Genomic DNA, 14885 nt, shown 5'->3' on the forward strand with positions numbered 1-14885 from the left:
CGAGACCATGGACCGCATCCACATCACCGGCGGCGTGCCGCTCAACGGCACGATCCCGATCTCGGGGGCGAAGAACGCCGCCCTGCCGCTGATGATCGCGAGCCTTCTCACCGGCGACACGCTGGAGCTCGCCAACGTGCCGCGGCTCGCCGACATCGCCGCGCTGACGCGGATCCTCGGCAACCACGGCGTCGACCACATGGTGGTCGGCAAGCGCCCGGGGCAGACCACCGAGACCGGCCAGACCATCCGGCTCACCGCCTCCAACGTCATCGACACCACGGCGCCCTACGAGCTGGTTTCGACCATGCGGGCGAGCTTCTGGGTGGTCGCGCCGCTGCTGGCGCGCTTCGGCGAGGCCAAGGTCTCGCTCCCCGGCGGCTGCGCCATCGGCACCCGGCCGGTCGACCTCCTGATCATGGCGCTGGAGAGGCTCGGCGCGCAGATCGAGATCGATGCCGGCTACGTCGTCGCCAAGACCAAGAACGGCCTGCGCGGCGCCGAGATCGACTTCCCGAAGGTAACCGTCGGCGGCACCCACGTGGCGCTGATGGCGGCCTCCCTCGCCTACGGCACCACGGTGATCTCCAACGCCGCCCGCGAGCCGGAGGTGGTGGATCTCGCCGAGTGCCTCACCAAGATGGGCGCCCGCATCCAGGGCGCCGGCACCCCGCGCATCGTGATCGAGGGCGTCGCCCGCATGAACGGCGCCCGCCACGAGGTGCTGCCCGACCGGATCGAGACCGGCACCTACGCCATGGCGGTGGCGATGACCGGCGGCGACGTGGTCTTGGAGAACACCCGCGCCGACCTGCTGCATTCGGCCCTCGACATCCTCTCCACCACCGGCGCCGAGATCACCCAGGTTCCCGGCGGCATCCGGGTGCGGCGCAACGGGGCGGGAATCGCGGCGGTCGACGTGACCACCGACCCGTTCCCGGGCTTCCCCACCGACCTGCAGGCGCAGTTCATGGCGCTGATGACCCTGGCCAACGGCCAGTCGCAGATCCGCGAGACCATCTTCGAGAACCGCTTCATGCACGTGCAGGAGCTGGCGCGCCTGGGCGCCCGGATCCGCCTCGAGGGCGACCTCGCCATCGTCGAGGGCGTCGACCGCCTCAAGGGCGCGCCCGTGATGGCGACCGACCTGCGCGCCTCGGTGTCGCTGGTGATCGCGGGGCTGGCGGCCGAGGGCGAGACCCAGATCAACCGGGTCTACCACCTCGACCGCGGCTTCGAGGCGCTGGAGGCCAAGCTCGCCCGCTGCGGCGCGCGGATCGAGCGCGTGCGGGCCTGAATCGCCCGCCGTATCGAGCGCCCGCCCGCCTGCATTCGCGCGGCGCGGGCCGGGCCCGGGCAGTCGAGCGCGGGCGGATGCGGCTGCGAAGACCGCCGATAATCCCAATCGATACGGTTTTATAGGATCGTCGTCTTGTCTCGTGCGGCTCGCACGAGCAGGGAATCTTAACTCGCGCCTGCCTAAGGACCGGCTCAAGCTCTCCGAGCATTTTCGAGACGGATCGATGTCGGCATTCTCACGTCTCGAGGCGCGCCTGCCCGCCATGACCATCGGGCTCGCGCTCCTCAGCGCCACGGCGATGGGCGGCTTCAGCTGGCACCAGGCCCGCGCCGGGCTGATGGAGGCGGCGCGCGAGCGGCTGCAGCTTGCCGCCGACGCGCGGCGCGACGGGGTCGAGCTGGTCGCCGACCGGATGCAGGCCGACTTCCTCACGGTGGCGGCGCACCCGCAGGTGGTGTCGAACGTCGCCGACCTGATCGAGACCCTCGACCCGTCCAAGCCCGACTATGCCGGCCTCCTGGCCGCCTTCCGGGCGCCGGAGACGGCGGCGGCGCGCATCGCGCTCGACGGCACGGCGACCAACACGATGTACGGGCGCCGGCACGCGAAGGTGCAGGAGGTCGCCCGCAAGCTGCTGGCGCAGGCGGGCTACGCCGACCTGATGGTGCTCGATGAGGGCGGGCGCATCGTCTACACCACCACCAAGGGCGAGGATTTCGCGCGGCCTGTCTCCGATCCGGCGCTGCGGGGAACCGGGCTGGCGCGGCTGTTCGAGCGCCTGAAGGCCGCCGACCCCGAGGCCGCCCTGTTCGAGGATTTCGCGGCCTATCCGGTCGATGCCGGGCCCTCCGCCTTCATCGGCCGCGCGGTGACGAAGCGCGCCAACGTCGCCATGGGCACGGCGCAGGCGGCCGAGCGCATCGGCTACGTCGTGATGCGGGTCGGGCCGGCCCTGTTCGACCCCACCCTGTCGAAGCGCACCGGCCTCGGCGAGACCGGGCAGACGCTCTCGACCGGCGCCGACGGCCTGCTGCGCACCCGGCCGCCGCTGAACCCGGACGCCAAGGCCGGCAGCCCCCTCGATGCGCTCGGGATCGCCCCGGCCCGCCTCGCGGAGGGGCGGCCGTTCGACTTTTCGGGCGCGGACGGCCGACACCTGGCGGCGTCCTCGGTCGTGTCGGTGCTCGGCGCGCCCTGGACGGTGATCGCGGAGCAGAGCCTCGACGAGGCGATCGGCGCCGTCTCGACCCTGTCGCGGACGCTGGCGCTGGTCGGGCTCGGGGTGCTGGCCGGCACCGCCATCCTCGGCCTGCTGCTGGCCCGGTCGATCGCGCGGCCCCTCGGCGCGCTCACCGCCGCGCTCAAGGCCCTGGCCGCCCGGCAGGCGCTGGAGCAGGTGCCCGGCAGCGGCCGGCGCGACGAGATCGGCGACATCGCCCGGGCGGTGGTGACGATCCGCGACGTCTCCCTCGAGGAAGCCGCGCAGCAATTGAAGACCACCGAGGCGGCGCGCCTGCGCGAGGCGCAGGCGCGCCGCGCCCTCCTCGGCGACCTCGCCGAGCGCTTCGAGCGGTCGGTCGGCGGCATCGTCGCGCGGGTCGCCGGCTCGGTGGCCGGCCTGCAGGTCGCCTCGGGCGGCATGCGCGATGCGGTCGCGGGCACCTCGCAGCGGTCGAGCAGCGTCGCGAGCACCGCCCACGAGACTGCCCGGAACGTCAACACCGTCGCCGCGGCGGCCGAGGAGCTCGGGGCCACGGTCCAGGAGATCGGGCGGCAGGTCGAGCAGGCGGCGGAGATGTCGGACGGCGCGGTGCGCGAGGCGGCCCGCACGCAGGTCGCCATGGATGCGCTGGCCGCGGCCGCGACCCGGATCGGCGACGTCGTCGGCCTGGTCTCGACCATCGCCGGGCAGACCAACCTGCTGGCCCTGAACGCCACGATCGAGGCGGCGCGGGCGGGCGAGGCCGGCCGCGGCTTCGCGGTGGTGGCGGCCGAGGTCAAGGACCTCGCCGCGCAGACCGCGCGGGCGACGGAGGAGATCGGCCAGCAGATCGCCTCGATCCAGGCCGCCGCGGGGGAGGCCTCGGGGGCGATCCACGCGATCACCGGGCGGATCGACGCGATGAACCATGTGGCGACCAGCATCGCCGCCGCGGTGGAGGAGCAGGGCGTGACGACCCAGGAGATCGTGCGCAACATGGGCCAGGCCTCGGCCGGCACCGGCGCCATGACGGCGGACATCGCCGCCGTCGCCCGCGCGGCGGACGCCGCCGGCACCGAGGTCGCGGCGGTGCTGCTGGCCTCCGACGAGCTCGCCGACCAGTCGGCGCGGCTGCGCGCCGAGATCGGCACCTTCCTGGCGGGCGTCCGCGCCGCCTGAGCGAAGCGGGCCGCCTTTCAGGACTCGGGCCGGCTCCCCCTCGCCGGGGCGCGCCGATCGGCGGCCGGGGGAGGGGACGCTCCGTCGCCCGCCCGCACCCGCATCCGTCGCGGCGTCCGCCTGGCGGGCGCGCCTCGGGACGAAGTCGCGGGTGGAATCCCGATCGACGGGCGTCCGAAACGAGAAGGGCCGCCCGGCCCGGATGGCTGGACGGCCCCTTGCCGATGGGAAGCCTTCCGATCAGCGGCCGATGGCGCCGCGCTTGAACCCGAAGCCCGGGACTTCGCAGCCGCAGGACGAGTTGAACGGCGCCGGGCGGGTGACGCAGTTGCCGCGGGCGGTGACGCAGATGCTGCCGCCGCGGCCGCCGCGGAAGTCGTCGCGGCGACGGTCGTAGCGATCCTCGTCGTAGTCGCGGCGGCGCGGGCGATCGTCGTCGTAGCCGCGGTCGAACCGGCGCGGGCCGCCGTAATCGTAGTACTGGGCGCTCGCCACGGTCGCGCCGAGGGTCGTCCCGAGGGTCAGGGCGGCGATGGCCGCGAGGGTGAGGCGCTTCATGGTCATAAGGTGTGTCCGTCTCCGGTCCGAGGTCGACGTGGGGTCGACCGGGTGTCTACGCGGGGCTGCCTGAACGTCGGCTGAGGCCGGCGCAACGGCTGTCCGCCCGGCGGCCCCGACGCTCAACGCGGCAGACTGCGCATCGGCCGCCACAATCGTCCGGCATGGTGCACGGCCGCCGCCCCGTCCGCCCTCGGCCTGCGACGACGGCCTGCGGTTGCCGGAACCGGCCGGCCTCGCTACTGACGCGGGCGAAAATGTTTCCCGTGAAACCTCCCCCGGAGCGGCCCCCCGACATGGAGCTCCTCAAGCTCGCGGCCCTCGACGCCGAGGACCTCACCGTCATCTCCGCCCACCTTCAGGATGCGGTGCTGAACGTGGCCGACCTCACCTTCCTCGCCGCCGAGCACCGCTTCGTGCTGGCGCTGCGCCGGTTCGACTGGCAGGCGCCGGAGACGCCGCGGCGGCGGCTCGCCGGCCTGCATTTCGAGCGCGTGCTCGGGGTCCGCACCCGCGGCCTGACGCCGGGGGATGCCAGCTTGAGCCTGCTCGCGATCACCTTCGAGGAGACCGAGGCGCCGTCCGGCATCGTCACGCTGCTGTTCTCCGGCCAGGCCGCGATCCGCCTCGACGTCGAGTGCATCGAGGCGCGGATGAAGGATCTCGGGCCGGTCTGGGAGGCCGACAGCCGCCCGGGCCACGCGGCGCCCGCCTCCGGCCCGTCGGCCTGAGCCGTCGCGTCCCACGCCCTCACCAGAAGAAGCGCCCGATGATCCGCCTCGATAGCAGCGACCCGACCTTCGCGGACGACTTCGCCCGGCTGCTCACGGTCAAGCGCGAGATCTCGGAGGACGTCGACGAGACCGTGCGCGCCATCATCGCCGGCGTGGTGAAGGGCGGCGACGCGGCGCTGGTCGACTACACCCGAACATTCGACCGGCTCGGCGACGGCTTCGGCGCGTCCGCCCTGCGCGTCACCGCGGACGAGATCGCGGCGGCGCTCGAAGCCTGCCCGGCCGAGGCGCTGGAGGCGCTGCGGTTCGCCGCCGCCCGGATCGAGGCGTTCCACGCCGAGCAGGTCCCGGGCGACCGCCGGACCACCGACGCCCTCGGCGTCACCTCGGGCTGGCGCTGGACCGCGCTCGAATCGGTCGGGCTCTACGTGCCCGGCGGCACGGCGAGCTACCCGTCCTCGGTGCTGATGAACGCGATTCCCGCCCGCGTCGCCGGGGTGCCGCGGATCGTCATGGTGGTGCCGATGCCCGACGGGCAGTCGAACCCGCTGGTGCTCGCCGCCGCGCACCTGTCGGGCGTCCACGAGGTCTATCGCGTCGGCGGGGCGCAGGCGGTGGCGGCGCTGGCCTACGGCACCGAGACGATCGCGCCGGTGGCCAAGATCGTCGGGCCCGGCAACGCCTACGTCGCGGCGGCCAAGCGCCGGGTGTTCGGCCAGGTCGGCATCGACATGATCGCCGGCCCCTCCGAGGTGCTGATCCTGGCCGACGGCCACGCCAACCCGGACTGGATCGCCGCCGACCTGCTGGCCCAGGCCGAGCACGACGTCGCCGCCCAGTCGATCCTGATCACCGACAGCGCCGCGCTGGCCGAGGCCGCGGAATCCGCCGTCGAGCGCGCGCTCGCCACCCTGCCGCGCCAGGAGATCGCGCGGGCGAGCTGGCGCGACTACGGCGCGATCGTCCGGGTCCGCAGCTTCGACGAGGCGGTGCCGCTGGTCGACCGCCTGGCGCCGGAGCACCTGGAGATCGAGACGCAGGACGCCGAGGCGCTCTCGCGAAAAATCCGCAACGCCGGGGCGATCTTCCTCGGCTCGCACACGCCCGAGGCGATCGGCGACTACGTCGGCGGCCCCAACCACGTCCTGCCGACCGCGCGCTCGGCGCGGTTCTCGTCCGGCCTCGGGGTGCTCGACTTCATGAAGCGCACCACGATCCTGGCCTGCACGCCGGAGAGCTTGCGGGCGCTCGGCCCCGCGGCGATAACGCTGGGCCGGTCGGAGGGCCTCGAGGGGCACGCCCGCTCCGTCGCGATCCGGCTGAACCTTTGAAGGCACGCGCACGATGTCGGAGGTCAAGGGGGGTGGGACGGGGGTCGAGAAGCGGGCCGAGCCGGCCGGGAAGGGCACGGATCGCCTGATCGGGGTCACGCTCGACGAGGACTCGATCGGCCGCGGCAACCCCGACCAGGAGCACGAGCGCGCGATCGCGATCTTCGACATCCTCGAGGACAACCACTTCGCGATCCCGGGCCGCACCGGGCCCTACGCGCTCAACCTCGGGCTCGTCGAGAACAAGCTCTCCTTCGCGATCCTGTCCCCGACGGGCGACCCGGTGATGACCCACCTGCTGTCGCTGACCCCGTTCCGCCGGGTGATCCGCGACTACGAGATGATCTGCGAGAGCTACTACAACGCCATTCGCACCGCCTCCCCGACGCAGATCGAGGCGATCGACATGGGCCGGCGCGGCCTGCACAACGAGGCGTCCGAGACCCTGAGGGAGCGCCTGGCCGGCAAGGTCGACCTCGACCACGACACCGCCCGGCGGCTGTTCACCCTGGTCTTCGCCTTGCACTGGAAGGGCTGAGGTGGGCCTGCGCCGCCGACGCCCACACCGGCACAGACGCTGAGAGCCCCCGCGCGATGGACGTCCTCGTCCCGCCTCCGCCCGGCGACCTCGTCGTGCCGCGCAAGCGCCGGGTCCAGTCGGTGCTGTTCATGTGCAACTTCAACGCCGTGCGCTCGCCCGCGGCGGAGGTGATCGCGCGCCACTACTTCGGCAAGTCGATCTACGTGCAGTCGGCCGGCGTGCGCTCGGGCGAGCCGGTCGACCCGTTCATGGTCGCGGCGCTGGACGAGATCGGCATCGACGCCAGGAAGCACCGGCCCCGCACCATCGAGGAGCTCGACGAGTGGGAGGGGCTGAACTTCGACCTGATCGTGACGCTGGCCCCCGAAGCGCACCACAAGGCGCTGGCGATGACCCACACCCTGGCGGCCGACGTCGAGTACTGGCAGACGGCGGACCCGACCATCCTCCAGGACGCCTCCCGCGAGCAGCGCATGGACGCCTACCGCGACGTCCGCGACGGGCTGACCTACCGGATCAAGATGCGGCTGAAGGGGTAGGGGACGCGGCGCGGGAGGCTCCGCGGTCGATCTGGCGCTTCCCCGCCGCGCGAACCGATCGCGGCGCATCCCGCGCGAAGGTCTGCCGCACTCACCTGTTTTGCCGGCAAAGCGCGGGTCCCCTCTCCCGTTTGGGAGAGGGGACCCGTTCGGCGCGAGGTGGTCGACACGATCGGTGTGCGGCGGGGAAGTCGCGCCCTCACGCCTCCAGCCGGCGCATCCCGGTGATCGCGCCGTAGCTGTTGGCGGCGATCCGTTCCGCCGCCCGACGCAGGGGCTCGACCGCCACCGCCATGTGATGGCCGTTGGCGTGGATCAGGGTGTCGGCGTCGAGCATCAGGCCGGTATGGCCGCGCCAGTCGACGAAGTCGCCGCGGCGCAGGCCGTCGAAGCCGATCGGCAGGGCGCGGCCGACGGCGCCGGCCTGCTGGTCGGCGTCGCGCGGACAGGGCAGGCCGGCGAGATCGAGGCAGAGCTGGACCAGGCCCGAGCAGTCGAGCCCGAGGCTGGTGCGCCCGCCCCACAGGTAGGGCGTCCCGACCAGCCGCTCGGCGGTGGCCGCGTAGTCCGGCACCGTGCGGTCGAGGGGCGCGCAGTGGGCGGCGAAGACGAAGGCGTCGCCGACCCGGACGAAGTCGCCGGCCGTGTCTGCGACCGTTATCCGCGCCCCGAGCCCGAGATGGCCGAGCGCCGGGCGCTTCATGTCGGGGGCGGGGTAGAGGAAGCTGCGCAGGGCCGTCACCCGGTGGGTCGGGGCCGGGTCGGCCGGGCCGAGGCTCGCCGCCGGCAGGTAGCCGACATAGCCGTCGCGCACGAGCTGGACCCAGGCGAACCCGTCGCCGACCTCGTACACGGCGACCGCGTCGCCCATCACCGCCTCGGTCTCGAGCCCGGCCTCCGGTCGCGGCATCCGGCGAAGCGGGGCGGCCGGGACCACGACCCGGCGCGGCTCGCCGGCGACGAAGCGCGCCGCCTCGACCGCGCCGCGCAGGCGGATGTCGGCGAGGTCCGGCCGGGCCGGCGTGGTGCGCGGATCGTGGATCGCGGTCGGCGGGCTCGTCATCACGGCTCGGGGCTGCGGCTGTCTCGGAATCTGCGGGCGTCTCGGGGCTCATGATCGCGGGCCGCGGTGACCGAACCACGCCACGGGACGCGTCTCCTCCCGCGCCATTTCGACGCATCGTCGTGCTGCTTGAGACGGCAACTGCATCATGAATGCGCCAGCGCGCCCGCAGGATCGCGGCGCACCTCTGCCTGCCTCTTCGGCACGCCGGGGCATGCATGGCAGGACGGCGACGGCCTCGTTTTGATGCGGTGCACAATCGGCGCGAATCGGGTACGGTGGGCCATGACGAGCGCGAGCCCTGCCGTGAAGAAGTCGAAGAAGAGCTTTGCCGACCTGCCGCCGATCCGGGTCCGCCGCGAGCCGCCGACGATCGTCGAGGCGGTGACCGCCGCGCAGGACCTGTCCGACGACCTCGAGCAGCAGATCGAGATCGCGGCCGGGCTGATCGGCCTGCCCGCCGAGGAGGTCCGCCCGCACGTCGTCGCGGCGCTGCGGGCCAAGCCCGAGCGCGTGCCGGAGCGGATCATCGCCCAGGCCGGCCCGAGCCGGGCGCCGCGCACCGTCATCGTCGAGCGCCGCACCCGCCCGCCGGTGATCGTCGAGCGCCGCGGCCGCCCGCTCGATCCGCGGCGCTGACGGCGCCCGCGGACCGCCTTCGGGTCCCGCGCTACCAGGCGAGCGTCTCGCCGCGGTAGTCGAGATAGGCCGTGCCGGGCCGGCCGAGCCGGGCCTCGATCACGTCGGCCATGCCGGCGACGCTGGTCGCCACGTCGATGTCGGCCCCGTCGCCGCCCATCTCGGTCCGCACCCAGCCCGGATGCATCAGCACCACGCTCAGGTTCTCCGCCGCGTGGCGGATCGCGAAGCTGCGGACCAGGGTGTTCAGCGCCGCCTTGCTGGCGCGGTAGTTTTCCCAGCCGCCGGAGGTGTTGAGCCCGACGCTGCCGAGGATCGAGCTCATGAACACCAGGCTGCCGCCGGGCGCGAGCCGATCGCGGAAGGCTTCGGCGAAGCGGACCGGGCTGATCGCGTTGGTGAGGTAGACCTGCGCCGCGACCGGCCGCGGCACCGCGTGCAGCGGATCGTGCGCCTGCGTCGCCACGCCGGCCACCACGAACACCAGGTCGAATGTTCGGGACGCCAGCCGGTCGTGCAGGGCCGAGACCGCTTGGTCGTCGTCGATGTCGGCGGTCTCGATCGTCAGCGCCTCGGATTCGAGGGCGGCCAGGCCCGGCGAGGCCTTGCGCTGGGTCGCGGTGACGCGCCAGCCGCGCCCCAGGAAGGTCTCGACGAGCCCGAGCCCGAGGCCGCGCGAGGCCCCGACGATCAGCGCGTTCCTGGCCGACGGATGTTCGAGTTCTGCCATGGAATGTCTCCTGCGAGGCCGGGTTCGGGATTTCTTGGGAGGAAGGTGGCTTCATCGCGCGATGCGGAAAGCGCCGTTGGGGATCGCCCGGTGTGCCGCCGCACGTTCGGTACCTCCACCCTCGGACGCAGCTTCGACACGCCCCCCTTCCCTCCCCCGACGATCTCGGGCTTGCCCGCGATCCGCACGCTGTGTGCCCAAGTCGGGCAGGCCCGACTTGGGTGCGGGGGAGGGGAAGGCGACGTGGGCGCCTTGCGCGCGAAACGTACGGGTTCGGCGCCTTGCCCCGTTCCCTCAATCCCCCGTCTGCACCGCCCAGGTGGCGTGGCGGATGCCCGGTTGCGCCTGCAGGGCGGCGACCACCGCGTCGAGCTCCTTGGCCGCCACCGCGCTGGCGATGAGGGTCGCGACCACGTCCACCGCCGCGTCGCCGCGCTCCTCGACCTCGACGCCGCCGACCGGGTAGCCCGCCGCTTCCAGCCGCTCGACCAGCATGTCCTGGGCGGGGCCCGCGGTGCCGGGGGCGGTGGTGACCTGGACCTCGTAGGTCGCCTCCGTCGCGCTCTCGTCGATCGGCGCGCGGTTGATCGCGTTGACGAGCGGGCGCAGCAGGGTGTTGCAGGCCAGGACCGCGACCGCCACGAACAAAGCCTCCAGCGGCAGGTCGGCGCCGGCGAAGGCGCCGACTGCGGCCGAGCACCACAGGGTCGCAGCCGTGTTGAGGCCGCGCACGTTCATGCCCTCCTTCATGATCACGCCGGCGCCGAGGAAGCCGATGCCGGAGATCACGTAGGCGACGGTGCGGGTCGCGCCCTCGGCCCCGGTCAGCCGCATGCCGAGATCGACGAAGGCGGCCGCCCCCACCGCCACCAGCACTGCCGTGCGCAGGCCGGCGGTGCGCTGGCGGTACTGCCGCTCGGCGCCGATCAGGGTGCCGAGCACAAAGGCCACGATCAGGCTGATCGCCGAATTGACCGGCTCGGGGAGGGGCGTGGGCAGAAGGACCATCCGGTCTCCTAGACGGGCGCGCATGACGGTTCCGTGACGGGAGCCGGTCCCAACCCGAGGTCGCAGCGGGATTGACGGGTGCCCCGGGCAGCGGGCACACCGGCTCGACTATGGATCGATCAAGAATCCAAGTGCGGCGGGTTCAGCCCGCCGGGTTCGACGAGGAGACGTGCAGGATGAAGGCTTCCTTCCAGCCGGCCCGGCCGTGTCGCGCAGGGTCCGTGCGCGCATGAGCGGCGCTGCGCTTGCCGAGCGTCCGGCTGCCGCCGCCGATCCGTTGCGGGCCCGCATCCTCGAGCTCCGCGCCGGCCTGGAGCACGGGCTGATCGGCTGCAAGGGCCTGGTCGAGCGCCTGATGATCGGGCTGCTCACCGGCGGCCACCTGCTGATCGAGGGCGCGCCGGGGCTGGCCAAGACCCGCGCCGTCAAGCGCCTCGCCGACGGGCTCGACGGCTCCTTCGCCCGCATCCAGTGCACGCCCGACCTGATGCCCGCCGACCTCACCGGCACCACCGTGTGGCGCCAGGATGCCGGCACCTTCGAGTTCCTGCCCGGCCCGCTGTTCCACTCGCTGATCCTCGTCGACGAGGTCAACCGCGCGCCGCCGAAGGTGCAGTCGGCCCTGCTCGAGGCGATGGCGGAAGGCCAGATCACCGTCTCCGGCGCGACCCATCCGCTCGCCGACCCGTTCATGGTGGTGGCGACCCAGAACCCGATCGAGCATGCTGGCACCTTCCCGCTGCCCGAGGCGCAGCTCGACCGCTTCCTGCTCCACGTCGTGGTCGGGATGCCGGACGAGGCCTCCGAGCGGAAGATCCTCGACCTCGTCGAGGGCGAGCTCAACCATCACGGCGAGGCGATGCCGGTGAAGCTCTCGGTCGCCGAGGTGCTGGCCGCGCGCGAGGCCGCCCTGAAGACCTACGTCTCGCCGGCGCTGAAGGATTATCTCGTGCGCATCGTCGCCGCGACCCGCACCGATTCCGCGGCGCCGGACCTGCGCGCCGCGATCGAGCATCCGGCCTCGCCGCGCGGCACGCTGGCGCTGATGGTCGCCGGCAAGGCGCGGGCCTACCTCCACGGCCGCGACCACGTCGTCCCCGAGGACGTGGCGGACCTCGCCGCCGACGCGCTCTCCCACCGCATCGGCCTGACCTGGCGCGCGGCCGCGGAAGGGCTCACCACCCGCGGCATCGTCGGCGGATTGGTCCAGCGGGTGCGGGCGCTCTGAGGGTGGTCCCGGCAACCGCGAGAAGGCCCCGCGCGACCACGCCCTGCGCGGGTCCCCTCTCCCATGAGGAGAGGCGGCCGCGCCGCGCTGGCCGGATTCCGGCATGACCGCCACCGCCGCCCCCGAGACGAACCCGGCCTTCCACCTTTCCGGCGAGGCGCTGATGGGCCTGCGCCACCTCGCGCGCCGCGGCGTCACGCCGGCGACGCGGACGCTGGCGGGCCTGCCCGGCGGCATCGTCACCAAGCGCCGCGGGCGCGGCTCGGAGCCCGACGACGTGCGGCTGTGGTCGGAGGGCGACGACCGCCGCCACATCGACCGCAACGCCACCGCGCGCACCGGCATCCTGCACGTGCGCACCCACCACGACGAGCGCGACCGCGCCGTGGTGCTGCTCGCCGATTTCCGCCCCTCGATGCTGTTCGGCACCCGCCGGGCGCTGCGCTCGGTGGCGGCGGCCGAGGCGCTGGCGCTGCTCGGCTGGCGCGTCGTCGGCGACGGCGGCCGCGTCGGCCTCGTGGTCGCGGGCGCGGACGAGCCGACGGCTCTGCGCCCGGCCGGCGGCGAGCGCGCGATGACGGCCGTCACCGGCGCGCTCGCGTCGGCCCACGCCCGCGCCCTCGCGCAACCCGCCGCCGCCGACCCGCCGCTCGACGCGCTGCTGACGCTGGCCCGCAGCCTGCTGCCGTCCGGCGGCCACCTCGTCCTCGCTTCGGCGCTCGACAGCCCCGGCCCCGACTTCGACCGCCTGCTGACGCTGCTCGCCGAGAGCCTGTCGATCCGCCTGATTCTGGTGAGCGACGCCTTCGAGCGGTCCCGGCCGCCGGGCTTCTACCCCTTCGCCCTGCCCGACGGCCGCCGCGGCACTGTTCAGTCCGCCCGCCAATCCGCACGCCAGCCCGCCCGCGAGCCGGCGCCCGCGCGCCTCGCCGCCGACGAGCGCCTGGCCGACTACGCCCGCCGCGGCATCGCGGGCCTGCGCCTCGACGTCGAGGCCGGCCCGGAGGCCTACGCCCCGCTGATGGAGCGGCTCGATGCGGTGTTGTGAAGCCGCCGCCGTTTCCCTCCCCCCCTGCTCCGCAGGGTACCCTCCCCCGCACCCAAGTCGGGCCCGCCCGACTTGGGCACACGAGGCGCGGATCTCGGGCTTGCCCGAGATCCGTCGGGGGGAGGGGGTGCGTATGCCCGCAGGCGGAAAACGATGACCCCCGCCGACGCTCCTCCCACCCTCGAGGCCCTGCGCGGGCTGCACCTGCCGAACCAGGCGGCGGGGGCGATCTCCGGCGAGGTCGTGGTCGCGATCCTGGCGGGCTTCGCCGCCGCGCTGCTCGTCGGTCTGGTGCGCTATCTCCGGGTCCGCGCCCGCGCCACGGTCCGCCGCGCGGCGTTGCGCGATCTCGCCGCCGCGCGAAACCTCGACCCGGAGGCCCGGCTCGTGGCGCAGGCCCGGCTGCTGCGCCGCGTCGCCCGCACCATGCAGGGCGAGGACGCGGCGAGCGCGCAAGGAACGGCCTGGGCGCACAGGCTCGACGGGCTGTTCGCCACCACCTTCTTCACCGCCGGCGCCGGGCGCGTCCTCGCCGAGGGGCTCTATCGCCGCAGCGACCGGCCGGACCCGGCCGTCCTCGATGCCGACCTCGGGCGCCTGATCGGGCGGATGCGCGGATGAGCCTGCTCCCGGCCTGGGTCACGGCGCTCAGTTCCGCGTTCGATTGGGCGGCGCCGCTGGCGCTGCTGCTGCTGCCGCTGCCGCTGCTGGTCCAGCGCTTCGTCCCGGCCGAGGCCGCGGGCGGCAGCGGTGCGCTCCGCGTGCCGGCCTCGCTGGTGGCGCGCGCCGAGGCCGGCGCCGACGTCGCCGCCCGCGGCCGGCGCCGGACCTGGCTGATCTGGACCTTGTGGGGGGCCCTCGTCGTCGCGCTGGCCGGGCCCCGCCTCGTCCTGCCGGCCACCGCCCTGCCGGCCTCGGGCCGCGAGATCATGCTGGCGATGGACCTGTCCGGCTCGATGGAGCGGCGCGACTTCTCGCTCGACGGCGAGACCGTGAACCGCCTCGTCGCGGTCAAGCGCGTCGGCGCCGACTTCATCCGCCGCCGCGCCGGCGACCGCATCGGCCTGGTGATCTTCGCCGACCAGGCCTTCGTCGCGGCCGGCCTCACCTTCGACATGGCGAGCGTGGCGCGGGCCCTGGAGGAGGCGACGATCGGCCTCGTCGGCCGCTCCACCGGCATCGGCGACGGCCTCGGGCTGGCGCTGCGCCGGCTCGATCCGAAGGATTCCGGCATCGACGGCCAGCCGGTCGCGTCCTCGAAGGCGGTGATCCTGCTCTCCGACGGCGCCAACAACGCCGGCCAGACCACGCCGCGGGACGTGGCGGCTTTGGCCAAGGACCTCGGCATCAAGGTCTACACCATCGCCCTCGGCCCCCGCGACATGGCCGACGCCGACGGCGAGCAGGACGTGGTCGACACCGAGACGCTGCGCGAGATGGCCGAGATCACCGGCGGCAAGGCGTTCCGGGTGCGGACTACCGACGACCTCGTCGCGGTGGCCGACGCCATCGACACCCTGGAGGGCGGCCGCGCCAAGGCCCCCCCGGTGCCCCTGCGCCGCGACCTCTGGCCCTGGCCGGCGGCGCTCGCCTTCGCCTGCGCCGGGCTGCTCCTGGCTTCCCGGAGGCGGGGATGATGCCAGTGCGCGGGCTCGTGCCCGCCTTGCCGCCGACCGTTTCGCGCATCCCCTCTCCCCGCACGCGGGGAGAGGGCCGCGACGACCCCGTCGTCGTCGCGGCGAGGCGGCAGCCGACGGTGAGGGGGCTTCGACCGGCGAGCCTCCCA

General features: G+C 73.8%; 15 protein-coding genes. 11 read left to right on the plus strand and 4 right to left on the minus strand.

The features are described from left to right. The first annotated feature begins 7 nt into the window (after positions 1–7). Together murA and MKK70_RS06110 are read left to right on the plus strand one after the other, a co-directional pair. Positions 8–1297, plus strand: a complete 1290-nt coding sequence (gene murA / locus MKK70_RS06105) for a UDP-N-acetylglucosamine 1-carboxyvinyltransferase (protein ID WP_147729280.1) — start codon at positions 8–10, stop codon at positions 1295–1297. Positions 1298–1523: 226 nt separating this feature from the next. After that, positions 1524–3680 (plus strand): methyl-accepting chemotaxis protein, encoded by a 2157-nt coding sequence (locus tag MKK70_RS06110; protein WP_243946361.1) that lies wholly within the window; start codon positions 1524–1526, stop codon positions 3678–3680. 240 nt (positions 3681–3920) lie between these two features. Here MKK70_RS06110 and MKK70_RS06115 read toward each other — a convergent pair whose 3' ends face one another. Continuing rightward, positions 3921–4244, minus strand: a complete 324-nt coding sequence (locus MKK70_RS06115; protein ID WP_405041724.1) for a hypothetical protein — start codon at positions 4242–4244, stop codon at positions 3921–3923. A gap of 290 nt (positions 4245–4534) precedes the next feature. On the opposite strand from MKK70_RS06115, the gene MKK70_RS06120 reads away from it, so the two are divergent. From MKK70_RS06120 to MKK70_RS06135, 4 genes are read left to right on the plus strand one after another with little or no spacing between them, the layout of a single operon-like run. After that, the gene (locus MKK70_RS06120) at positions 4535–4969 is read left to right on the plus strand and encodes a DUF2948 family protein (protein WP_147843311.1); all 435 of its coding nucleotides are present in this window, start codon (positions 4535–4537) and stop codon (positions 4967–4969) included. Between the two features lie 38 nt (positions 4970–5007). Further along, on the plus strand, positions 5008–6303 hold the full coding sequence (hisD, locus tag MKK70_RS06125; RefSeq protein WP_147727382.1) for a histidinol dehydrogenase: 1296 nt from the start codon (positions 5008–5010) through the stop codon (positions 6301–6303). A gap of 13 nt (positions 6304–6316) precedes the next feature. Further along, positions 6317–6841: a UPF0262 family protein gene (locus MKK70_RS06130; protein ID WP_243938788.1), complete on the plus strand. Its 525-nt coding sequence runs from the start codon at positions 6317–6319 to the stop codon at positions 6839–6841. 56 nt (positions 6842–6897) lie between these two features. Then, on the plus strand, positions 6898–7383 hold the full coding sequence (locus tag MKK70_RS06135) for a low molecular weight phosphatase family protein (protein WP_243946362.1): 486 nt from the start codon (positions 6898–6900) through the stop codon (positions 7381–7383). Positions 7384–7582: 199 nt separating this feature from the next. On the opposite strand, the gene MKK70_RS06140 is transcribed toward MKK70_RS06135, so the two are convergent. Further along, positions 7583–8446 (minus strand): C40 family peptidase, encoded by an 864-nt coding sequence (locus MKK70_RS06140; RefSeq protein WP_243946363.1) that lies wholly within the window; start codon positions 8444–8446, stop codon positions 7583–7585. 285 nt (positions 8447–8731) lie between these two features. On the opposite strand from MKK70_RS06140, the gene MKK70_RS06145 reads away from it, so the two are divergent. After that, positions 8732–9085 (plus strand): hypothetical protein, encoded by a 354-nt coding sequence (locus MKK70_RS06145; protein ID WP_147727385.1) that lies wholly within the window; start codon positions 8732–8734, stop codon positions 9083–9085. A gap of 31 nt (positions 9086–9116) precedes the next feature. Here the strand turns inward: MKK70_RS06145 and MKK70_RS06150 are convergent, their stop codons facing one another. Both MKK70_RS06150 and MKK70_RS06155 read right to left on the minus strand, forming a co-directional pair. Beyond that, positions 9117–9815: an SDR family oxidoreductase gene (locus tag MKK70_RS06150; protein ID WP_147843314.1), complete on the minus strand. Its 699-nt coding sequence runs from the start codon at positions 9813–9815 to the stop codon at positions 9117–9119. Positions 9816–10109: 294 nt separating this feature from the next. Next, positions 10110–10823, minus strand: a complete 714-nt coding sequence (locus tag MKK70_RS06155; RefSeq protein WP_147727387.1) for an MgtC/SapB family protein — start codon at positions 10821–10823, stop codon at positions 10110–10112. 229 nt (positions 10824–11052) lie between these two features. Here MKK70_RS06155 and MKK70_RS06160 point away from each other — a divergent pair, with 229 nt between their 5' ends. From MKK70_RS06160 to MKK70_RS06175, 4 genes are all read left to right on the plus strand, one after another. Beyond that, positions 11053–12051, plus strand: a complete 999-nt coding sequence (locus tag MKK70_RS06160; RefSeq protein WP_243946364.1) for an AAA family ATPase — start codon at positions 11053–11055, stop codon at positions 12049–12051. Positions 12052–12154: 103 nt separating this feature from the next. Continuing rightward, positions 12155–13099, plus strand: a complete 945-nt coding sequence (locus tag MKK70_RS06165; protein WP_243938780.1) for a DUF58 domain-containing protein — start codon at positions 12155–12157, stop codon at positions 13097–13099. A 153-nt stretch (positions 13100–13252) separates the two neighbouring features. Further along, positions 13253–13720 (plus strand): DUF4381 family protein, encoded by a 468-nt coding sequence (locus MKK70_RS06170; protein ID WP_243946366.1) that lies wholly within the window; start codon positions 13253–13255, stop codon positions 13718–13720. Next, a complete protein-coding gene (locus MKK70_RS06175) occupies positions 13717–14736 on the plus strand; it encodes a VWA domain-containing protein (protein WP_243946368.1) in 1020 nt (339 codons plus the stop codon). Before MKK70_RS06170 ends, MKK70_RS06175 begins: the two co-directional genes overlap by 4 nt. Positions 14737–14885: the final 149 nt, after the last annotated feature.

The sequence above is a fragment of the Methylobacterium sp. E-041 genome (assembly GCF_022829665.1).
In the GTDB taxonomy this organism is placed as follows: Bacteria; Pseudomonadota; Alphaproteobacteria; order Rhizobiales; family Beijerinckiaceae; genus Methylobacterium.